Below are 21,000 nucleotides of genomic sequence, written 5' to 3' on the forward strand. Positions count from 1 at the left end.
TAACTAAATATTAGGTTAAAATAAACTGTGTATACTTAAAAGTGATTACCAAAAAATAAAGAGCTTATAGGTCAATTGAAAGAAGTAATTGGCTAAAACTACGAACTATTGAATTAGTATTTATCATGAAGATTAGAAAAGAGTTAAGAATATTTATACATTGAGGTGATTTCAATTGGAGTATGAACCACCAAAACAGACTATTTCGGTTTCAGCCTTAGTTAGGAACGAAAGAGATGAAGTATTATTACTTAGAACACATTGGCGTTCGGATACATGGGAAATGCCAGGTGGAAATGTTGAGGTTGGAGAGCCATTAGATAAGGCAGTATATAGAGAATTTTTAGAAGAGACAGGCATTGAAATACGTCCTGTTGGCATAACAGGTGTCTATTTTAATGCAACAAAGCACGTTTTATCTGTTGTTTTTAAAGCAGAGTATGTTAGCGGCGAAATAAAAATTCAACCAGAAGAAATTCAAGAAGCCCAATATATTCAATTAAACGAATCTAATATTGATCAATATATAACTCGCCCACAACAAAAATCTCGCACCCTCGATGCTATGAGAGCAAAATCTTTTGTCCCGTATGAAACATGGGAAGTAAATCCGGAATATAACTTATTATCAAGGTTATATAGCGAATAATAGACTTATATATTGAACATTAATTATCTCGAATTTCAACTAACAGCGAGGACTGATTAAATGGTAAACAGGATAATTTCAAATTGGCAACCCTATTGTATAGAAGAAAACTGTATCGGCATCGGTTCAACAAGAAAAGTATACCGCGTCGATGAGTTTGTCATAAAAGTACATTTACATCCGATAGGGTACAAACAATCATTGAACGAGATTGAATTATATGAATGTATGAAAGCTCGAAACGTTACAGATTTATTGGCAGAGATGGTATATGTCAATGAGGATATTTGTATACAACGTTATTACGAAAGTTTAGAGTTAAAGAACAATCAGACATATGAGTTGAACGTAGTTGAAGATAGTAGGGTTTCCCCAAGATTGAGAGCGCTATTAAGAGAGCTCGATCAAAGATTTGATAGTTTTGATTTAAAAGATAGCAGTAACTTTGGTTTAAACGCTGAAGGTAATCTCGTATTAATTGATTTTGGTATGACAAAAAGCTTGTACGAAACGGAATGGGTCCCATTAGCTGAAGCAGGCAAGCTACCTCAAATCTATTTTGAGAAATGCCGAGCTTGCGGGATTGAAAAGGAACTGCGCATGTATGGTCTACAAGATAAAGATAAACGTTGTTATGCTTGTGGAAAGCAATAGTTACTCAAAACGTTAAATTGAAATGAGCGGATTCGTTTGAATTTCAACATGAAAAAGTACACTGGGGATCAGTTAAACGAAGCGAAAGATTTGATGAAATATAGCTATGAGGAGCCCTTTGTTTTACATATAGTAGAACAACTCAAATATGAGTTTGCTTATATGGCATATGAAGAAGAGGATCTTATGGGGTTAATTGTTACTTGGAAAAGCAAATTGCATCCGAATTGCCTGTATTTTCGAGTATATGGTAACCCATCCTCTTCTCAAAATGTGGAACTTCAATTGATACAATATGTTAAGCAAAATGAAGTGTTAGAGCTTCCTTTGCAAACATCGTTATGGGAAACGTCTAAGAAGCTAATGGAGATATACGAACAATTGGATATGAAAATAATTCGGCAAACATATATGCCTAAATTTGATTTAGACCAACATTTTCAAGTATTGGATCAGTGCAATTACGAATTGAAAACTTTAAAAGACATAATGGATAATCAAAGTCTGTTGAAGCAATTAACAGTCCTTGTTAAACGTAATTATGAAGAAACACATCTTGCAAATCCTGTAGCAGATTTGTCATTAAAAGAATGGCAGAAACTATATAACGATGCCATTTTAGAAGGTAGTTTCCTCCTTTATAATCCAGTAAATCAAAACATTATTGCGTATTCATTTTTACACGAAGCAGAGGATGAAACGGAGTTGGAAATTGGTTGGAGTGGCGTTGATCAACTTGAGCATCTACCTCTACTTCAGGTACTAACCTACAAACAAGTTACATATGCAAAGAGGCATGGTTATGCAGCTCTAATAGGTGAATTTGATACGACGAGCCCATATGCTTTAGAAATTTTAGAGCTATTTCCAAATGAGCCGTGTCCAACTTGGATTACGTTTCAGGGGTGAGGGCGCCAGGTTACGTTTAGTAAAACAATACATAGAATACGGTCTAATCTCAGCATAAAATGACAGGATTTAGTTATTTGAGATTGTTATTATTCAATTAAGGAGTGAGCGATATGGGGTGGGTTGAATCATTACTGAAGGCAATCGACTATATGGAAGAACATTTAACGGAGAATATATCTATTGAAGATATCGCTAGGCAAGCAAACGTTTCGGAATTTCATTTTCAACGAACATTTACGATATTAACCGATACGTCTATAGGAGAGTATCTTCGAGGGAGGCGTTTAACTCTTGCTGCACATGAGTTAGCAAATTCTAACTGCAAAATAATTGATGTCGCCTACAAATATGGCTACGACACTCCCGAGGCTTTTTCAAAAGCATTTCGTAGACAGCATGGTGTAACGCCGAGTGATGTACGAAAGAAGATTGGAAAGCTGAAATCTTATAATCGCCTGGCTATCCAGGTTAGTCTGAAGGGAGCAACACCGATGGAATATAAAATTGTTGAACGAGAAAGCTTTCAAGTTGTAGGAATCAATCGTGAATTTTCATTAAAAAATGATGAGAATCTTAAAGGCATACCTGTATTTTGGGATGAAATCAATGCAAAAGGAACTGATGAGGTACTATTTAAGTTGAACAACGGAGAAATAACAGGTGTCTTAGGTGTATGCGTAGATAAAAGAGAGACTCAGTCAGCAGAAAAAATCGACTATTGGATAGCGACAGAATATGATGGTACTTCACCCGAAGGATTTTCAAAGTTAGAAATTCCTGCATCAAAATGGGGTGTATTCGAAGTTCGTGGACCTATGCCTGATGCAATGTCAAAAGCATGGAAACAAATATTCTCAGAATGGTTCCCATCAAATAAATATGAGCATGCAGGTACACCAGAATTAGAAGTATACACTGATGATGATCCATTTAGTCCAGATTTGTATTCTGAGATTTGGATTCCGTTAAAGTAATTAAGTGTATTTTATTAATAGCGTTTAACAGCAGAAATTATGGAATTTCTGCTGTTTTTGTCTTTAAAGAGGATTCGAATCACAATATAATTGTTGAAATACTCTATATTTAAATAGAACATTTGCTACAATATAGGGGGTACTAATATGTTTTCATACAAAATAGATAATCAAATTGATGTTGTATTGTTACAGCAACATAATAAAGAAGAGTTGTATCAGCTAAAGATTTTGAGGGGAATTCATCATGGAAGTGAATAAAATGAATACATACCTACAAATTACATTCCATCAAATACAATTTACGATTATTAGCATTAAAACATTATTGGAGATAATTGATGAATCTGATTTTCAAATTGCTCCTATTGAAGGAAAGCGGACTGTAGGGGAGTTAGTGAACCATTTAGCCATTATATGCAAGGCAGATCTTCAAATAATTGGCCAAGCATCAATGGAGGAAATGAATGCATTTTATGAAATTAATACGGTCAATAGTAAAAAAGAAATGCTGGAGCAATTAGATGAGGGGTATGAAGAATTAGTTTGTTATTATGAAAGTCTTTCTGATGTTTTTAATACAACAACATCGTATTGGGGAACAACTTATAGCCATTTTGAATGGTTATTAGAGATTTTAGCTCATCTAAATCATCACCGAGCGCAATTGCATTTGTACATATCATTATTGGGGAAAAAGCCAGCTGTGGTGTTATTTGAATAATAGTTGTAGCTTGATTCTAATGACTAGTCAGCGGTTATTTTTTAGTTCTTAAAACCCATTTTAAAAGACGTAATAGAATAAAGAATTATGTTATAACGGCCCTTTTCTGTTAGAATGAGTAAAGATTTATAACGAAGAGGGAGTATAGGCATATGATCAAAAGAAATCAGAAGAAGATAGTTATCATTGAATATATTCAAATCATGGTGGGAGCAGCGCTTGTTGGTCTTGCATTCAATATGTTTCTATTGCCAGCTAGACTCGCGGCTGGAGGAGTCTCAGGGATAAGCACCATTCTATACGAACTGTTTCAATTTAATCCCGCTTATGTACAATGGATGATTAATATTCCTTTGTTTATCTTAGGGATTCTAGTAGTGGGGAAAGATTTTAGCTGGAAAACACTTGTCGGCACTACGTTTGTTCCATTTGTAATTTGGTTAACATCTGATATCCATTTGCCTATTGATAATCCTTTGTTAAGTGCAATTTATGGTGGAATTATGTTAGGTGTTGGTCTTGGAATTGTTTATCGAGGAAATGGATCAACGGGTGGTACAGCTCTAATAGCTCAAATATTGAAGAAATTCACGGGGATTTCAAGTGGCTTTGCACAGCTACTTGTTGACGGATTAGTAGTCATTACGTCAGCTCTAGTATTTGATTTTGAATTAGCACTTTACGCCATGATAGCCATCTATGTAACAAGTAAAGTAATCGATTTTGTACAACTACAAACATCACCAACCAAATTAATACTAATTATTACCGATAAAGAAGAAGAAATCCAATCCATTATTAAGCATGAAATCAATAGAGGCTTGACGAAAATTAAGACACTCGGTGGTTATTCCAACCAAGAAAAAACAATGATTTTATGCGTAGTGGAACAATCAGAAGCAGTTTATTTCAAGAAGCTATTATTAGATAGAGAACCCAATTCTTTTGTCATTTTCTTAAATGCATCTGAAATACTTGGAAGAGGATTTTCAAAAGCAAGATTTGATGAAGATGATGTAAAATAAATTTAGATAAGTTATAAAATAAATTGGATTTCCACCTCTTGCTGTCGTTGCTTTTTACGTCAAAAGGAGGTGGTTTTTTTCATCTCGTCTTATTAAATTTAAGGGGAAATTATTAATATATAGTACATAAACGGCTAATTTGATAAAACGAGATAACCGCTTTTTCATCGTTAAATATGTAAAAATAATCAATATTTCAAATTGAGCGAATAAGGGGATTTTTGAGCATGTTTTAATGGGGTTTTTTTCAAAATGTTTACGGTGAATAAAGGCGTTTAACTATCAAATAGTTGTTTAGAATTTGGGGTGATATGAAAGGTATTATCTCGTCTGTTTTCTATATCAAATATAATAAGTGTGTAGCATATTTCGTTTAGCGAATATCACAAGCATGCAGTTACGGAGGAAGAAAATGCAGATAATAGAGCTACCAATTGAATTTGAATTTAATGGACAAAAAAATTACATTTATCCTAGCTTAATTATATTAAATGATGAACTAACTTTGGTCGATACAGGGTATACAAATTTCTTACCTTTAATTGAAAATGAAATTTTTAAAAATGGGTATGAAATGAAAAATTTAAAGAACATAATTATTACTCACTATGATGATGATCATATAGGTTCCCTTTATGACTTTAAAGAAAAGTATCCTTGGATTTACATAATAGCTAGTGAAAGTGAATCAAAATACATTAGTGGTGAAATGAAGTCTGAGAGATTGATTCAAGCTGAAGAAATGCTTAAGGCTATGCCGAATAACGAAGTCGATTTTGGTAAATGGTTTATACAGCAATTAAAGAATTTGAAGCATATTCCAGTTGATGAAAAGGTGCATGATGGTGATATGATTCTAGATAATAAATGTAGAGTAGTAGCAACACCAGGGCATACTTCAGGACATATTTCATTATATTTTCCAAGTTTGAAAAGCGTAATTACAGGTGATGCAGCTGTTAATGAAGAACAGGAATTGATTATTGCTAATCCAAACTTTTGTCTAGATGTCGATAATGCACAACAGTCTTTAAGAAAGATAAAAAATCTTAAAGCTGAAACTTACTATTGTTATCATGGTGGCAAATTTATGTTATAATTTGTGCTACAATCACAGTTTCTGAATTTAGAAAATACCTGTGAACCGGAGTATATAAAAGAGGCATATAGAAGTAATTAAGTTGAATAATATTAAAAGTCTGAAAAAAAGTCTTGACCTTAGGATTTTCTCATACTATAATTTCGTTTAATATTCTAAATAGCAAATGAGCGATGACAAGAACATATTAAGCCGGGTCTCCCTGTTGACAGAGAATCAGTGGTTGGTGGAAACTGATACATAGACTTTGGTGAATTTCATTCTTAGAGCTTTTTTTATACTACATCTTAGAGATAGTAGTATAAAAACGGATTAAACCGTTATTTTACCAAGTAAGTGGGAAACTAGATTTGTTTCCAATTAGGGTGGTACCGCGTGAACAGCCACGTCCCTATCTATTAAAGATAGAGACGTGGCTTTTTTGTCTTTTTCTTCGTTTTTTAATGAGGATAAGACGTAATATATATAGATTGGATTGGTTAGCATTAAAACATCAGAGCAATGGTCATCTAAGATTGGTTTTATTTTATCTGCAGCAGGATCAGCTATAGGAGTAGGCGCAATATGGAAGCTACCCTATGTGACTGGTATCAGTGGAGGGGGAGCATTCTTCCTACTGTTTATCCTATTTTCTTTATTCATAGGTTTTCCGCTGTTGTTAGCAGAGTTTGTCATTGGTAGAAGCACACAAAAGGAAGCAGTTAGTGCATATCGTACTTTAGCTCCAAATACTAATTGGCATTGGATCGGCAAGTTAGGGGTCTTCACTTGTTTCCTACTATTGTCTTTTTATAGTGTAATTGGTGGCTGGATTGTTATATATTTTGCAAAAGGTTTGATTGGTGGAATTATTAGTGAAGGTGCAGATTATGGATCTGTTTTTAACGATACGATTGGAAATCCAATGTTAGTTATTGGAGCTCAATTTGCATTCTTAGCTTTCACAGTTTTAGTTGTAGCAAAAGGGATTCAAAATGGAATTGAAAAAGTAAGCAAAATTTTGATGCCCGCTTTATTTATCCTGTTTTTTGTTCTTATCATTCGTTCACTTACACTTGATAACGCTATGGAAGGTGTAAAATTCTTCTTAGCACCTGATTTCGCAAGTATCACATCTCAAAGTATTCTGTATGCAATGGGACAAGCTTTCTTCTCCCTAAGTGTCGGTGTATCAGTAATGGTTACTTATAGTTCGTATCTTTCAAAAAAAGAAAGCTTAATTCAACCGGCTATTTCAATCGTTTCAATGAATTTATTCATCGCTTTATTAGCAGGTTTAGCAATCTTCCCAGCTGTATTTTCACTAGGTCTAGAACCTGCTGAAGGACCTGGTTTGCTGTTTGTTGTATTACCTGCTGTGTTTGATCAAATCATTTTTGGAGAAGCTTTCTTACTAGGGTTTTTAGCCTTATTTTTATTTGCCACATTAACTTCGGCATTTTCTATGTTAGAAATTATTGTAGCTTCTCTAGTTAAAGGAAAAGAAGAGAAGAGAACAAAATATGCATATATTACTGGTGTTTTAGTATTCGTAGTCGGAGTTCCATCTGCATTATCATATAGTGTTTTTGATGATATTCTAATCTTTTCGAAGAATATATTTGATTCCGCTGATTATTTAGTTAGTAATATTTTAATGCCACTTGGCGTGTTTTTAATCTCTATTTTCGTACCACTTAAGATTAAGAAAAGTAAATTACGAGAAGAAATATTACAACATTCTAGTTTAGGTGCAACTGCATTTAACATTTGGTTCTTTATCATGAGATATATTATTCCATTAGTAATTATCATCGTATTCCTTGATATAACTGGAATACTAGACAAGATTATTGCTATTTTTAAATAAGAAAGTGTTTTAAAGAAAGCAACAGAAAGTGCTGAAGTGAGCAGAAGAAATTCTGCTAAACTTCAGCACTTTTTTATTAGAGGTGAATATCCAGTTACAATAAGGAAATCCATTTTGATTAATAATATCAAAATGGATTCTTTTAAATTGCCTTAAAAAGCAGGTTCAAATAATCGATTTGATAAAACATATTAAATAATATTATAGAAAATTCTATTTCAAAAAAATATTGAATATTCAGAGAACTTTGATTATAATTTACCTAACTAAATTAGTTAGGTGATGAAAACATGACGAAAAATAAAATTAAAGATGTTGCTTGTAAACAATTAGCTGAAAAAGGGTATGAACGAGCCACACTTGCAAGTATTGCTACAGAAGTAGGTATAAAAACACCGTCCATTTATGCGTTTTATAAGGGGAAAGAAGATTTGTTTATGGCTGTATATAGTGATTTGTTGGATGATCAATTTCAATTCATTAAACTGTCGATGGCAAATTTGGAGAATGCGACTGTAAAGCAATTGCTTTATCAAATGGTAAAGGATGTTAGCGATTATCATTTGAGTAAACCTGAAAAAACAGCGGCATATATGAGGCTTGCTTTTTTCCTACCTCATGAGTTAAACGATGATATAAAAAAAGTCTTTAACGAAAAGGAGGAATTCTATTATGATATTCTATTAAAAATTTTTTCCAGTGGTATAGAACAAGGTGTAATCAAAAGTCAACCTGTAGATGACTTAATTGCCTCGTTCCTCTGTTTAATGGATGGCGTTTTTTTGGAATTGTACTATTACGAAGAAGAAAAATTCAAAAAGCGTTTTGAGCAGACGTGGAACATTTATTGGAATGGTATTTGTAAAGAATAACTGAGTGAAAAAACAAGGGGGTACATGAATGGGCGAAGGTAAAAAGGTATTAGATTTCGAACGAGAAGCTGTACCGGAACATTTGCGTAGATCATGGTTTTCCATGTTCTCTGTATTAGTTGCTATAGGAGTCGATTTAGCTTCTGTTTTATTAGGCGCTGAATTAGCAAACGGAATGGCAATGAATCAAGCGATTATTTCGGTGTGTGTAGGATCATTTCTTCTAGCTATTTTATGTTCTATTTGTGCAATCGTAGGTGCTTCAACCAATTTGTCCACTTCTATGATTTCAAAGTATGTATTTGGGAAGTATGGAGCGCAGGCATTTTCCCTTGTTATTGGTATCTCGTTATTAGGTTGGTTTGGTGTCCAAGTAGGATTTTTTGCTGAAAATGCCCACATAATTTTATTAGATTCGTTTGACGTATCAATAAATGTGAAAGTGCTATCTTTTATAGGTGGTATTTTGATGATGACAACTGCCATTTATGGGTTCCGTGCGATTGAAAAATTAAGTATGTGGTCAGTACCACTTTTATTGGGCATTATGTTACTAACCTTATTTTTAACTCTAAAAGATTACTCTTTACCTGTTGAAATTCAAAATACAGGTGCTTTTACATTTGGTAGCGCAGTTTCCCTTGTTATGAGTATTTTTATTGTAGGTGCAACTATTTCACCCGATATTTCCAGATGGGCTAAAAGCAAAAAGGATGCTATTATCTCCACGTTTTTCGGAATTTTCATAGGTAATAGTTTTATGATCATCATAGCCATTCTGTTGACAAGATATATCGGAACAGATGATATGATGCGAATTTTTATAATATTGGGAATGGCTATACCAGGAATTTTAGTACTAACACTGGCACAATGGACAACAAATACTAGTAATCTATATTCCTCGTCTCTTGGATTTTCAATAGTGTTTCCGAAGGTATCAAAAAAGTTGTTAACCATCATTTTAGGATTAATAGCAACGAGCCTGGCAGTTCTCGGTATTTTTGAACAATTTATCTCGTTCCTAAATATTTTAGCCGTTGTTGTTGCTCCAATAGGTGGAATCTATATTTCTGAATTCTTTATCGTAAAAACTGAATTTAACCGCTACAAGAATCAACTAGAAGAGCAGACAATTGTTGTTCGTTCCATCATTGCTTGGATTATAGGAATGGTGGTTACTTATTTGACAACGACACAACCTACGGGATTAGCGTTATTCTCTCTAACAACTGTTCCTCCTTTAGACGGCTTTTTAATAGGGTTTGTTGTACAAACGATACTAGGGAAATTATCCAATCAAAAGGATTCAATTCCTCAACTTAACATCGATAAGCAAATATGAAAAGGGGGACTTACAAAATGAGATACATTGATGAAGAAGCTATAGAGAAAATTGCATTAGGAGCTGCTGTTCTAGGTACTGGTGGAGGTGGAGACCCCTATATTGGAAAGCTGATTGCAAAAGAAGCGATACGTAAATATGGTCCAGTTGCACTGATCTCATTAGATGAGTTAAAAGATAATCAGATAGTGGTTCCTATATCTGGGATGGGGGCCCCCTCTGTAACGATTGAGAAAATACCGTCAGAAATTGAATTCACTGCACCACTTGATAAGTTTGAAGAGGTAATAGGAAAAAAGGTTGACGTAGTGATGCCTATTGAGATAGGGGGTATTAACTCTCTGTTCCCTATAATTGCAGCTGCCAAAAAGGGTTTACCGTTATTAGATGCAGATGCTATGGGACGTGCCTTCCCTGAAGCCCAAATGGTTACTTTTCATCTAGATGGTTTAGAATCTTCACCTGTTACAATGTCTGATGAAAAAGGAAATGTAGTCGTATTATATCCTCGAGATGGAGTTTGGCACGAAAGACTAGCACGTGTCATTACGATAGAAATGGGAGGAAGTGCTTCTGTTTGTGATTATGGTTTATTAGGAAAAGAGGTAAAGAGCAGTGCTATTCCTGGCACCCTTACATTAGCAGAAACAATTGGAGGGTATCTAATTGATAACAAAGGTAAGGAACGACAAGGTATTAATAAAATGTTAGAGGAATTAAAAGGCTATCAATTGTTTGAAGCTAAAGTTACAGACATTGAACGTAGATTAATTGGAGGCTTTACAAGAGGAAAGGCAATATTTGAAGGCATACGAAATGAACAAGGAAAATCTTTTAGCATCGATTTTCAAAATGAGCATCTAGTGGCCAAAGAAGGCGAGCATTTATTATGTTCGACACCAGATTTAATTGCAGTATTAGATGCAGAGACTGGTTTTCCGATTACAACAGAGCGGATGAAATACGGAGCCCGTGTAGTGGTTGTAGCCTTTCCTTGTCATAGTAAATGGAGAACAAAAAAGGGTATTGAAACAGTAGGACCTTATTATTTTGGATATGATTTTGAATATCAGCCAGTTGAAGAGTTACAAAAGGAGAGAGTATAATGTATCGCTTAGGATTGGATGTTGGTGGAACTAATACGGATGCAGCATTAATAGATGAAGATTTAAAGGTTTTTCATACGGTGAAAGTACCAACTACTAAAGACGTGGAAAGTGGAATCATCGACGCGATCGAAAAAGTGGTGAGAGAGAGTAAGGTGGATAATAATGCTATAAAATATGCCATGCTTGGAACTACCCATTGTACGAATGCCATCGTCGAACGTAAACGTTTAGATAAAGTAGGGGTTATAAGAATTGGAAAGCCAGCTACAACAGCCATTCCTCCGTTTACTAACTGGCCAGAAGACATAAGAGAAAAAATTGAAGTAGCATCCATTATAGTTTCAGGTGGATATGAATTTGATGGACGTTTGATTGCTGAATTAGATAAAGAAGAAGTGACTAATTTTTGTAGAGAAATCAGTGGCAAAGTAGAAAGTATCGCTATCTCAGGTGTATATGCCCCAGTAAATAAGGAACAAGAAGAAATTGTGGCAGCCTGGGTAAGAGAAGAGCTTGGAGATATTCCGATTTCTCTATCTCATGCGATTGGCAGTATTGGCTTACTTGAACGAGAAAATGCGACGATATTAAATGCAGCATTGATGACTACAGGTCAAACTGTTATTAATGGCTTCTCTAAAGCATTAAGTAGTCTAAATATCGAAGCTGAAATGTTTTTCAGCCAAAACGATGGAACTTTAATGAATGCAGCGTATGCAGAACGCTATCCGATTCTTACGATGGGATGTGGACCTACAAACTCCATTCGAGGTTCAGCTCACTTAACAGGGTTAGATGATGCGATAGTACTGGATGTTGGGGGAACAACGAGTGACATTGGTGTATTATCAAAAGGGTTTCCTAGAGAATCTTCATTGGCAGTTATCATTGGTGGAGTAAATACGAATTTCAGAATGCCAGATATTTTATCAATTGGGTTAGGTGGGGGCACTCGAATTCTTGAAAATAACGAAAAAATCATTGTTGGACCAGAGAGCGTAGGTTACGAAATTACGAAAAAGGCACTACTTTTTGGTGGAGATGTACTAACCACTTCAGATATAGTGACGCGTTTAGGGTATGCCTTTGAAGATAGAGCAGATCAAGTAGAACATCTATCCACAGTATTCTGTGAAAAAGTAAATGAGCAAATGACAGAGATGTTAGAAGATGCTATTGATCAAATGAAGACGAGCTCAAAAGAAGTACCACTTATTTTATCAGGTGGAGGAAGTATCATCGTTTCTAAATCATTAAAAGGGGTTTCAGAAGTCATTATGCCAGAGCACTATGGTGCTGCAAATGCTATAGGAGCTGCACTCGGTCAAGTGAGTGGGGATGTTGAGAGAATTTATAGTTTAGACAAAATGAACCGTGAAGAAGCAATAACAGATGCAAAGAAACTAGCGATTCATGAAGCAATAAAAGCAGGTGCAGATGAAAAAACAATATCAATCATTTCGATTGAAGATATCCCTCTAGCATACTTACCTGGAAACGCATTGTTAATACGTGTGAAGGCTGTAGGAGACTTACAATATTCTAGTGAATCAGTGATTATATAGTATATAAGGCCATTAAAATATATATCTAAATAAGGTCTAGTTTTTCTATTTAATGAATTAAAAGTGTAGGGCGGTTCTAGAAAACTTTGAGAGTTAAAAGATATCAAGTGATTTAGTTGAGCTTCACTTAATTATGAGACATCCCCAAAAAACAATATTTATTAGGAAATAAGATATATTGAATCGCATTTAAAAATTAACTGCCATTTATCAAGCCTTAACTTAGATGAATGGCTTTTTTCGTACTAAAAAATGGTTTTTACTCCAATTGGATCGTATTCACATGTAATAGCTGATACTTTTACGTATAACACTGTCGATTAAATTAATACCAGGAATGGTCAAGACGAGGCATAATATATGAATGGAATTCTAACTCTTTAATATCAGAAATTATATTAATAGCGTCTAAAACATCATATACATTAATGGTTTAATTTTCATTTTTTTATTATAAATGTTATATATATTAATATAAATAATAGTTGGAGTGAATAAAATGAAGCTTAAATTAATTAGTATTGTTACTTCATTCTCTTTATTATTTTCGCTTTTTGTACCATCAATAACATTTGGTATGGAAGCAAAAACAATAGAGAAACCAGTAGTAAATGGAGAGAATAAAGAAGAAGTTCTTTGGGTAGATATTGAAGAAGAAAATAATGCTGTTTCTTATGATGAAAATCCTGAATTGTTTTCAACTCTTGAAGAGATTAATCAGGAAAATATTACATTTGTAGAAAATGCTGATGGTATTCATGATATTGATTGGGATTCGATTCCTATAGAATTGGCAGAGCATAATACAGTTCAACCCTTTATTTGGGGAACTGTTGCAAGACTTGTTATTAGTGGCGGTAAGTATGTAATTAAATGGGGTTCTAAAGTATTTAAAAAAGCACCTAAATCTAAAGTGACTAATGCTTTATCATCTTTTAAAACTGCAACGTATAAAACAGGAAGTCACTCATTTAAATTAACAAAAACTGATATGAAACATATGTTGGAAAGACATCATCCAAAGTATTGGAATGGGACTGTTAAGAAATCACAAACATTTTATAATCCCAATCTATCAGTAACCGAAGTTAAAAATATTGCTATGACGATTGCTAAAGATAACTCGAAAACTTTAGCGAAAAAAGGAACAAATTCTACATTCCAAGTTGAAGGAAGTGTAGGAGGAGTTAAATATGTTCTTGGAATTACTAAAGGACATGTTAAACAACTTTATCCAAAATAATGGAGTTAGGTAGGTAGAAAAATGGAGATTAGAAATTTTTTCTTAAAAAAAGAAGTTTTTGATTTAGTTGATTTAACAAATAGTCCATTATCTTACATAGGCGGAGTTAACAATGAATTTATGGTGGAAGTTGTTAAAACAAATAAAAAGAAATATGTAGAAGCTGGCATGTTAAATCTAGAGGGGGGGATAATTTTTAAAGTAGGATATAAAGAAATTGGGGGAATCCCAATTTTTGATGATTTAGCTACTCTATATGCTTATTATGTGAATGCAATAGAAGAATTCTTGGATGAAGAAGTAGCTAATTTTTATTATCCAAGTCAGCCAATAGAGGTTCGTTTAGAAAAAAATACAAATGGTAAAACGAAAATTTCAATTGATAATCAGGAATTACTCGTAAGTACAGATTTATTATTAAACATGATTTTATCTAATTCAGAGTCATTTTTTAATATACTAGTTAATGAATTAGGTCTAAAAAAATACGTTTATGAACTTAAACAAATAGAACTTATCAAAGAGAAGTTAGTTTAGTTTAGTTTAGTTTTGTTTTTTCTATAGGCTAATTCTTATTGTTTTATCAAATTTGTTAGTAATATTAAAAATACGATTTCAGAGAAAATAAGAACAAAAAGGCGTTCTACTCAATTTGAGAGTGGATCGCTTTTTTGTTTTTAACCAATGATACTTGTAGAACCGTCATGAGTTCCGTAATATTATCAGGGTATTGCTATTTGTGTGTCACTGCCTGTTACTGTATTATTCGTTTATTTTCCTTTCTATCAGTGACATTTAGACAGCTAGGTATTCATTATTTTATTTTTTGAGTTGAAATATGTTTGCTAATTGGTCGATTAAAAAAGGCCGGTCCAACTTTTCTCCTCTAAGATGATAAGTTTATGAAGATGAGCGATCGTCCAAAAATGGACATACTTATAGTTAGTATAATATTTTTTACGCATAAAATCGATCAGACTTAAAGTTACGTACTAAAAGCAGCCAAGTATATGAAAAATAACCTGAAAGATGCTTAGAGAGTAGTTAGTAATTTTTCTAGCCTTGATTCACAAACTATTTTTGTCAAGACTATTGAAATATTATCCATAAATTACTAGAGACAATAAATAAAAAAAGTTGAAAAACTTCATTCAAATTTCACTCTTTTTTTATAGAATAGTATTGTTCTATAAAGATGCTAGGAGGAAAGAAATGAATAAGGGTTTATATAATCGCTTTTGGCGATGGCATTTTTATGCTGCGTTATTTATTACACCACTGCTACTTACTTTAACGCTTAGTGGAATTGGCTTTTTGTTCTATACGAATGTCGAAAATAATGTATATGATGATTACTTCTTTGGTGATAGTACATATTCTGAACAGTTAACGATTGATGAGGGAATAGCTAAAGCTAAAGAGCAAAACGAAGGGTATTCAGTATCTAAAATCATTGTTCTTGATGACCCATATAATACACGTTTGACGATGGGTAATAAAGAAGGCGATGAAAAATATGTTTTCTTAGATGAAAATAATCAAATCGTAGGAACCCAAAATGCGAAATATACATTTGCAAATATCATGCGAAATGTTCATAGTTCATTATTTGTTGGAGGAACAGTTGTCAATTATCTAGTTGAATTAGCTGCTTGTTGGGCTATATTCCTACTAATTACAGGTGTATACATGACTTTTAAAGGGAAGGTATTGAAGAAAAAACAAAATGCTTCCACTCGTCAAAAAAATAAGAAATGGCATGCACTTGTAGGGACAATTATTACTATTCCGATGCTTGTCATTATCCTTACGGGATTACCTTGGTCGGCTTTTATGGGGAATTTCATTTATATAGCCTCACAAGAGCACCCATCTATTGGTAATCCAGAATTACAAGTAAACCCACCTACTTCTGATATGAGTGAAATACCGTGGGCTACTCGAAAAAATGCAGCACCGGCATCTTCTAATGATGATCCACATGCACTTCACAAAGGCATGAATATGTCGGGAATGGATATGTCCGGAAATGAAAATATGCTAAGTGTCCAACAACTGATGAAAAAAGTTGAGGATGCTGAAATTTCTAAACCATATTCAATTGTCTACCCTTCAACTGAAGATGGAGTTTATACAGTTGCTAAAAGTAGTAACACAGGCGTAACTGGATTAGATGTTAGCCCTTATGATGAAATGACATCATACTTTGATCATTATAATGGGAAGTTGATCGCTAAAGTCGGCTATGATGACTATGGTATCTTAGCTAAGTGGTTTACATGGGGAATTCCTTTACATGAAGGGCATTTATTTGGATGGCCAAATAAAATTATCAATTTGATTGTATGTCTTGCCTTTGTTTTCGTCATTTTTTGGGGTATTAAAACTTGGCTATCTCGCAAAAAGAAAGGTGAGTTTTCCGCACCACCTAGTACATCAAAAGGTACTTCTATTGGATTTCTAATCATTATGACTTTGCTGGGTATTGTTATGCCACTATTCGGTATCTCACTACTTCTAGTATTACTAGTAGAAATGTTCATGTTGGTAAAACAAAAGATATGAAATACGAATATCAATTTCTGAACATTGAAGTGAAGAAAAAATTGATGTACATTTACTAATTATTTTCTATTTATGGATAACACATAACCGAAAGAATTATTAATATAGAATTAGAAAACCTTCAAAGTTTACAACTTGAAGGTTTTTTCTATTTTACGAAGCTTTTTAATTGAACTACCAGGATACAGTTGTAGTTAATAAAACTTACATAAAATCAGCAAAAGTAACATTATAAATTCCTACTTATAATATTTCTTGTTATTGGTGATAACTAACAAAAAATGAATATTTCTTAAATCTAAGTAAAATAATAATGCAGAAAGTAGTGAGTGGGATGGAATATGCCAAAGATTCAACAGATTTTAATAGCTTGAGACAGTCATTTTCGAAGTCTGAAGATGTTTATTTTCTTTGGTTTACACTCAATTTAAAAAGACCAATGAAGAGCTTCATTGATGATATATCGGTTAACAAAAAATTCTATTATAGACGTTCAGCAATGTTAGTCCCTCAAGATAAATCACGTCCAAAAGAAGCCAAAAATGAATAAGAGAATATTGATATTAGTTATTGTACTCACTACTCTCATAGCAGGCTGTTGGGATGTAAAAGCACCCGAAAGAATGTTATATATTAATGGGATGGGCTTGGATTATAAGGACGGGAAGTATGAGGTATATGCTCAAATAATTGATTTTACTACTACTGCAAAAAATGAACAACCCGTTACTAATGTACCGCAGGCTGAAGTAGGGCATGCTTCAGGTAAAACCATTAATGAAGCGGTTTTTAATTTATATCATTCAATGGATGAAATGGTGCTGTGGGGCTTTTTTTCTTATGTTATTTTATCTGAAGAAGTATTAAAAAACGGAAGAGCTAATCAGGTTATCGACGCTTTTATTCGATATCGAGAGACTAGATATCAAATATGGGTTTACGGTACTAAGAATCCAGTGAAAGATATACTGTTGACTACACCAAATCTCAATAAATCTATAAGTTTGTCAAAGTTAGGGAATCCAGAGAATTCATATGAACAAGAATCATTTATTAAACCAATCAATTTTCGAACATTGATCATTGGACTAAATGAACCTAATTATGAAATAGGTATTCCTTTCGTTACTATATCAGAGTGGAAAACAGAAAAAGAAACCAAAAAAGAGGTTGATTTATCGGGAGTTGGTGTACTCTCTCCTCATAGCTTTAAAGGCTTTATCCCGGCAGAAAAGGCAAGTGGATTACAATGGATGACCAATGATACAAAGAGAGGAGAAGTTACGTCAAAAGTAGGTTCAAACGAAGAACAACACTTTACAGTGGTAGTAGATAAAGTAAAAGTAAAAGTGAAACCAATTGTTGTAAAAGATAAAGTGAAGTTTAATGTTCATATAAAATTGGATTTTAATATTAGTGAGTTTAAGGATAAAGTATCAATTGATGAAATTCGAAAGGAAGTAATAAAGGAAGTTGAAAAAGAAGTGAAAGATACTTATGAAGAAGGATTGGAAAATGATATAGACATTTATCGATTATCAGAGTACTTATATCGTAACAACATAAAGGATTGGAAAAAACTTCAGAAGAACGGGAAAGTAGAGTTAAATGAAGATTCGATAAAGCTCAAAGTTGAAATTAATAAAATTAAAACTCAGAGAAAATCATTTAAAGAAACAATCGATAAATAACATACTTGTAATAAAGATCATTTCTATAAGATGAGTTTGTCCATAAGTTCTAATGTGGCAAGAGCCACATTGGTTGTTCATAGAATCACTAAAGAAAAACTGATTCTATCTTGATTATGCTCAGCAAAATAAAGGGGAAATGTGATTAAAAGGACTACTTCTCCTAGAGGTTGAAAGTGAACTAATTCCAACAGTTGTATTCGATGAAAGATTTCAATATCATACGTTCTTACATGTAGCGAATAAAAAATGCTGATATTACAAGATAATAATAAAAGAGGTCTTAGCTTTGTAAATTCTTAAATCACCAATTTAAAAAGATATTTAGTCCACAACAACCATTTTGAATCAAATTAATTCGAATACTGTCTGGTGTATATTTAGTATCGAATTTAATGGTGATTCCTGTTGATGCGATTAATCTGTCTACTTCAGTATTATTTGAAAGCTGTGCGGCGTTTATTAAATCATGTGCAAATTGCTCTGAAACTGAAATCTTATCTACAAGCAGATGAGCTTGTTGCATAAGGTTCTGTATCTCTTTTGCAGAAGTCTTAAATTTATGAGTATTTACAGGGGGAAATGTGCTGGTGTTTGTTGGGTTCGTTGGCATTGCTAATTGTCTAGGGATTTGAGAAGGTGAAGAATGATTTGCCGCAACCCACTGTGGATAGTGATTTGCATAGAGAACATATGGATAAGGACTGTAATACAATTGGATTCCTCCTAACCAAAAGTGTGTATCTTATCTTATGAATAAAATTGACGTTAGGTGTAAGAGGGGTAATTTCATCCGGTTCAAAATATCAAATTTACCTTTAAAATTAAGACTGTTTTCTTAAAGATTGTTGCTAAACTAAATCTTGAGGGACAACAAAAAAACAGAGTTAATCTAAAAAAATGCGTAGAAATTAAACTCTGTTTTTTATATTTCGTAAACCGAATCTTCAACTAAAGCACCCGTTATCCGAAGAAAGAGTTTATCTCAATTTTTGCAATTTACTTTTTTCTACCCAGAATTTCATCAAGTTTTTGTGAAATTCCTTTGGCTTTTCGATTAGAAACCATTCGATTGAATGTGCAGGTGTTGGCATCTTTTTCTTCCTTCGGATTCTAATCTTTTCGTGATTTGTATAATGCGGATAAATCACTGTGGATTTTCCAACCCTACTCTTAACCAGTTTTATCTCTTCAATTTCATCCCAATAAACCTTATTCCCTTCTAAGTCAATTACAACCCCTTGATCATCCCAAAAATATCCTTTATCTTCTTTTCTTTTTCTCCAAAGATAAATAGCATAACCTATAAAAACAAATGAGAAAAATAGCCCGAAAATAAATGTGAATATATGTGAGGTGATTTCTCTTATATCAACAAAGCATAAAAATAAAAAAATCATTCCCATCCCCATTAGAGTTGATATAAAACGTCGTGAAAGTTTATACAATTTTACTTGTTCCAAGGAGAACAGCACCTTTTCAAATTAATTTATTACTATTTTATCAGTTGTTCTTGTTAAACTAAACTGTCTCGTTAGTTCAATAAGAAAAAGGCTCTACTCCTTATTGAAGTAAAGCCTCCGTTACTTTAAGTGCATTCCTTCACAATCTTATCGTTTTATTAAAGAACCAATTTAATAATATAATTTCTTTTTTACTTTAAATTGAGGATTGGTGATTAACTTTGCTTTTGCAATTCCTTTTTTAAATCTTACATTGTTTAACCAGTCAATAATTGCATTAGCATCATAATTTGGGTGAATTCTTTCTCCGTTTTCTAATGCCCAATATTCTGTATTCTTTTCTTCGTCAAAAATCCAATTTAGAAAGTCCTCCTGAATACTGTTCATCTTCCTACCTACTTTTGTTGAACAAGAAATGTATTGAATAAAATCATCATTAAAGTCAATTTTTATAATCATAAGAGTTTAACTCCTTAAAATCGTTTTGAAATTAAGGCTATTATAGCATTTTTTATTGAACTAAACTGCTTCGTTAGTTGAATAGCAACAATCTTTGTAAGGTTCGCTCCAAAATCAATTTATTAAGCTTAAATCCAAAAGATGAGAATGGTTTACTAAAATATTATTTTCTTAAATGAGCAAACAATTAAAGATATACTCAATAAGAAACTTAAATATGAGGTTACTGGAAAAATAATAGATTATACACTTGGGAGGAAAAATGGCAAATAAATTAGAAAATTTAATACTAACACTAAAGTTTACGGATGCGAAAAGTATAGTAAATACTTTAAGTATTGAAGACTTTGAAGAGGAGTTACTTGGAATTGGGTTTAATACTCAGAGTATAGTACTTTACTCATTTATGCTAGATCTTATTAAAGAGAATGAAACAGCCTCATTACATTATATTGCTTCAGTATTACTTTCTCAGCCATTATGTCACATAGATGGATCTTATCAATCTGCATTTTTCCATGCAAAAAAAGCAATTGAATTGGATGAAAACAATAGCAGTTTATATGAATATTTATTGTTTTTCAATGTGATTCCAGATAAGTTATTGACTAATCAAGAGGCGACAATTATAGAAAATAAGATTAATGAATTAAAGAGGTTGAAATAATTAAATAGAGCAAGCAAGCGCTCCAAAAATAGATACTATAAATAATAATCAAGTATGGAGTTGTTATAGAATCTATCAAAGGCTGGTTTTCCTTTTTTATTACAGTATAAAGTGTACAAAGAAAAACAAACTAAT

General features: G+C 33.0%; 21 protein-coding genes and 1 other annotated feature. Of the genes, 18 read left to right on the top strand and 3 right to left on the bottom strand.

What is annotated here, in order from left to right:
- Window positions 1-175 precede the first annotated feature (175 nt).
- The 17 genes from AC3IS5_RS08820 (at window position 176) to AC3IS5_RS08900 (ending at window position 18,276) form a co-directional block, all read left to right on the top strand.
- The gene (locus AC3IS5_RS08820; protein WP_489427459.1) at window positions 176-649 is read left to right on the top strand and encodes an NUDIX hydrolase; all 474 of its coding nucleotides are present in this window, start codon (window positions 176-178) and stop codon (window positions 647-649) included.
- Window positions 650-709: 60 nt separating this feature from the next.
- Window positions 710-1,303: a protein kinase gene (locus tag AC3IS5_RS08825; protein ID WP_489427460.1), complete on the top strand. Its 594-nt coding sequence runs from the start codon at window positions 710-712 to the stop codon at window positions 1,301-1,303.
- 36 nt (window positions 1,304-1,339) lie between these two features.
- Entirely contained in the window at window positions 1,340-2,212 is an 873-nt protein-coding gene (locus AC3IS5_RS08830; protein WP_489427461.1) for a GNAT family acetyltransferase, read from the top strand.
- 113 nt (window positions 2,213-2,325) lie between these two features.
- Window positions 2,326-3,189, top strand: coding sequence for a GyrI-like domain-containing protein (locus tag AC3IS5_RS08835; protein ID WP_489427462.1), 864 nt, complete (start codon window positions 2,326-2,328; stop codon window positions 3,187-3,189).
- 247 nt (window positions 3,190-3,436) lie between these two features.
- Window positions 3,437-3,913, top strand: a complete 477-nt coding sequence (locus tag AC3IS5_RS08840; RefSeq protein ID WP_489427463.1) for a DinB family protein — start codon at window positions 3,437-3,439, stop codon at window positions 3,911-3,913.
- Window positions 3,914-4,065: 152 nt separating this feature from the next.
- Complete coding sequence (locus tag AC3IS5_RS08845; protein WP_489427464.1) at window positions 4,066-4,938, top strand: YitT family protein; 873 nt, start codon at window positions 4,066-4,068, stop codon at window positions 4,936-4,938.
- A 412-nt stretch (window positions 4,939-5,350) separates the two neighbouring features.
- The gene (locus AC3IS5_RS08850) at window positions 5,351-6,037 is read left to right on the top strand and encodes an MBL fold metallo-hydrolase (RefSeq protein ID WP_489427465.1); all 687 of its coding nucleotides are present in this window, start codon (window positions 5,351-5,353) and stop codon (window positions 6,035-6,037) included.
- A 164-nt stretch (window positions 6,038-6,201) separates the two neighbouring features.
- Window positions 6,202-6,433: a binding site (T-box leader), on the top strand.
- An 88-nt stretch (window positions 6,434-6,521) separates the two neighbouring features.
- Window positions 6,522-7,886, top strand: coding sequence for a sodium-dependent transporter (locus AC3IS5_RS08855; protein ID WP_489427846.1), 1,365 nt, complete (start codon window positions 6,522-6,524; stop codon window positions 7,884-7,886).
- A gap of 290 nt (window positions 7,887-8,176) precedes the next feature.
- Entirely contained in the window at window positions 8,177-8,758 is a 582-nt protein-coding gene (locus AC3IS5_RS08860) for a TetR/AcrR family transcriptional regulator (RefSeq protein ID WP_489427466.1), read from the top strand.
- 28 nt (window positions 8,759-8,786) lie between these two features.
- Window positions 8,787-10,103 carry a cytosine permease gene (locus AC3IS5_RS08865; RefSeq protein WP_489427467.1) on the top strand — a complete coding sequence of 439 codons (1,317 nt, stop codon included), beginning with the start codon at window positions 8,787-8,789 and terminating at the stop codon, window positions 10,101-10,103.
- A 17-nt stretch (window positions 10,104-10,120) separates the two neighbouring features.
- Window positions 10,121-11,209: an S-methyl thiohydantoin desulfurase family protein gene (locus AC3IS5_RS08870; protein ID WP_489427468.1), complete on the top strand. Its 1,089-nt coding sequence runs from the start codon at window positions 10,121-10,123 to the stop codon at window positions 11,207-11,209.
- A complete protein-coding gene (locus AC3IS5_RS08875; RefSeq protein ID WP_489427469.1) occupies window positions 11,209-12,777 on the top strand; it encodes an ROK family protein in 1,569 nt (522 codons plus the stop codon). Before AC3IS5_RS08870 ends, AC3IS5_RS08875 begins: the two co-directional genes overlap by 1 nt.
- A gap of 499 nt (window positions 12,778-13,276) precedes the next feature.
- Window positions 13,277-14,020 (top strand): hypothetical protein, encoded by a 744-nt coding sequence (locus AC3IS5_RS08880; protein ID WP_489427470.1) that lies wholly within the window; start codon window positions 13,277-13,279, stop codon window positions 14,018-14,020.
- Window positions 14,021-14,041: 21 nt separating this feature from the next.
- Window positions 14,042-14,557 (top strand): hypothetical protein, encoded by a 516-nt coding sequence (locus AC3IS5_RS08885; RefSeq protein WP_489427471.1) that lies wholly within the window; start codon window positions 14,042-14,044, stop codon window positions 14,555-14,557.
- A 675-nt stretch (window positions 14,558-15,232) separates the two neighbouring features.
- Window positions 15,233-16,585, top strand: coding sequence for a PepSY-associated TM helix domain-containing protein (locus tag AC3IS5_RS08890; protein WP_489427472.1), 1,353 nt, complete (start codon window positions 15,233-15,235; stop codon window positions 16,583-16,585).
- Between the two features lie 313 nt (window positions 16,586-16,898).
- Window positions 16,899-17,135 carry a hypothetical protein gene (locus AC3IS5_RS08895; RefSeq protein ID WP_489427473.1) on the top strand — a complete coding sequence of 79 codons (237 nt, stop codon included), beginning with the start codon at window positions 16,899-16,901 and terminating at the stop codon, window positions 17,133-17,135.
- Window positions 17,128-18,276 carry a Ger(x)C family spore germination protein gene (locus AC3IS5_RS08900; RefSeq protein ID WP_489427474.1) on the top strand — a complete coding sequence of 383 codons (1,149 nt, stop codon included), beginning with the start codon at window positions 17,128-17,130 and terminating at the stop codon, window positions 18,274-18,276. Before AC3IS5_RS08895 ends, AC3IS5_RS08900 begins: the two co-directional genes overlap by 8 nt.
- A gap of 304 nt (window positions 18,277-18,580) precedes the next feature.
- Here AC3IS5_RS08900 and AC3IS5_RS08905 read toward each other — a convergent pair whose 3' ends face one another.
- The 3 genes from AC3IS5_RS08905 to AC3IS5_RS08915 form a co-directional block, all read right to left on the bottom strand.
- Window positions 18,581-18,991, bottom strand: coding sequence for a YuzC family spore coat inner layer protein (locus tag AC3IS5_RS08905; RefSeq protein ID WP_489427475.1), 411 nt, complete (start codon window positions 18,989-18,991; stop codon window positions 18,581-18,583).
- Window positions 18,992-19,256: 265 nt separating this feature from the next.
- A complete protein-coding gene (locus AC3IS5_RS08910) occupies window positions 19,257-19,739 on the bottom strand; it encodes a hypothetical protein (protein WP_489427476.1) in 483 nt (160 codons plus the stop codon).
- Between the two features lie 171 nt (window positions 19,740-19,910).
- Complete coding sequence (locus AC3IS5_RS08915) at window positions 19,911-20,198, bottom strand: hypothetical protein (RefSeq protein ID WP_489427477.1); 288 nt, start codon at window positions 20,196-20,198, stop codon at window positions 19,911-19,913.
- 262 nt (window positions 20,199-20,460) lie between these two features.
- Here AC3IS5_RS08915 and AC3IS5_RS08920 point away from each other — a divergent pair, with 262 nt between their 5' ends.
- A complete protein-coding gene (locus AC3IS5_RS08920; RefSeq protein ID WP_489427478.1) occupies window positions 20,461-20,865 on the top strand; it encodes a hypothetical protein in 405 nt (134 codons plus the stop codon).
- Window positions 20,866-21,000 lie beyond the last annotated feature (135 nt).

This window comes from Viridibacillus sp. KH_047, from assembly GCF_057838945.1.

Bases quoted from the DNA above. Each gene is read 5' to 3' on its own strand.
- AC3IS5_RS08850 (WP_489427465.1), top strand. From the start codon at position 5,351: ATGCAGATAATAGAGCTACCAATTGAATTTGAATTTAATGGACAAAAA.
- AC3IS5_RS08880 (WP_489427470.1), top strand. From the start codon at position 13,277: ATGAAGCTTAAATTAATTAGTATTGTTACTTCATTCTCTTTATTATTT.
- AC3IS5_RS08835 (WP_489427462.1), top strand. From the start codon at position 2,326: ATGGGGTGGGTTGAATCATTACTGAAGGCAATCGACTATATGGAAGAA.
- AC3IS5_RS08860 (WP_489427466.1), top strand. From the start codon at position 8,177: ATGACGAAAAATAAAATTAAAGATGTTGCTTGTAAACAATTAGCTGAA.
- AC3IS5_RS08840 (WP_489427463.1), top strand. From the start codon at position 3,437: ATGGAAGTGAATAAAATGAATACATACCTACAAATTACATTCCATCAA.
- AC3IS5_RS08895 (WP_489427473.1), top strand. From the start codon at position 16,899: ATGCAGAAAGTAGTGAGTGGGATGGAATATGCCAAAGATTCAACAGAT.
- AC3IS5_RS08885 (WP_489427471.1), top strand. From the start codon at position 14,042: ATGGAGATTAGAAATTTTTTCTTAAAAAAAGAAGTTTTTGATTTAGTT.
- AC3IS5_RS08915 (WP_489427477.1), bottom strand. From the start codon at position 20,198: ATGATTATAAAAATTGACTTTAATGATGATTTTATTCAATACATTTCT.
- AC3IS5_RS08920 (WP_489427478.1), top strand. From the start codon at position 20,461: ATGGCAAATAAATTAGAAAATTTAATACTAACACTAAAGTTTACGGAT.
- AC3IS5_RS08890 (WP_489427472.1), top strand. From the start codon at position 15,233: ATGAATAAGGGTTTATATAATCGCTTTTGGCGATGGCATTTTTATGCT.
- AC3IS5_RS08870 (WP_489427468.1), top strand. From the start codon at position 10,121: ATGAGATACATTGATGAAGAAGCTATAGAGAAAATTGCATTAGGAGCT.
- AC3IS5_RS08845 (WP_489427464.1), top strand. From the start codon at position 4,066: ATGATCAAAAGAAATCAGAAGAAGATAGTTATCATTGAATATATTCAA.
- AC3IS5_RS08825 (WP_489427460.1), top strand. From the start codon at position 710: ATGGTAAACAGGATAATTTCAAATTGGCAACCCTATTGTATAGAAGAA.
- AC3IS5_RS08900 (WP_489427474.1), top strand. From the start codon at position 17,128: ATGAATAAGAGAATATTGATATTAGTTATTGTACTCACTACTCTCATA.
- AC3IS5_RS08865 (WP_489427467.1), top strand. From the start codon at position 8,787: ATGGGCGAAGGTAAAAAGGTATTAGATTTCGAACGAGAAGCTGTACCG.
- AC3IS5_RS08875 (WP_489427469.1), top strand. From the start codon at position 11,209: ATGTATCGCTTAGGATTGGATGTTGGTGGAACTAATACGGATGCAGCA.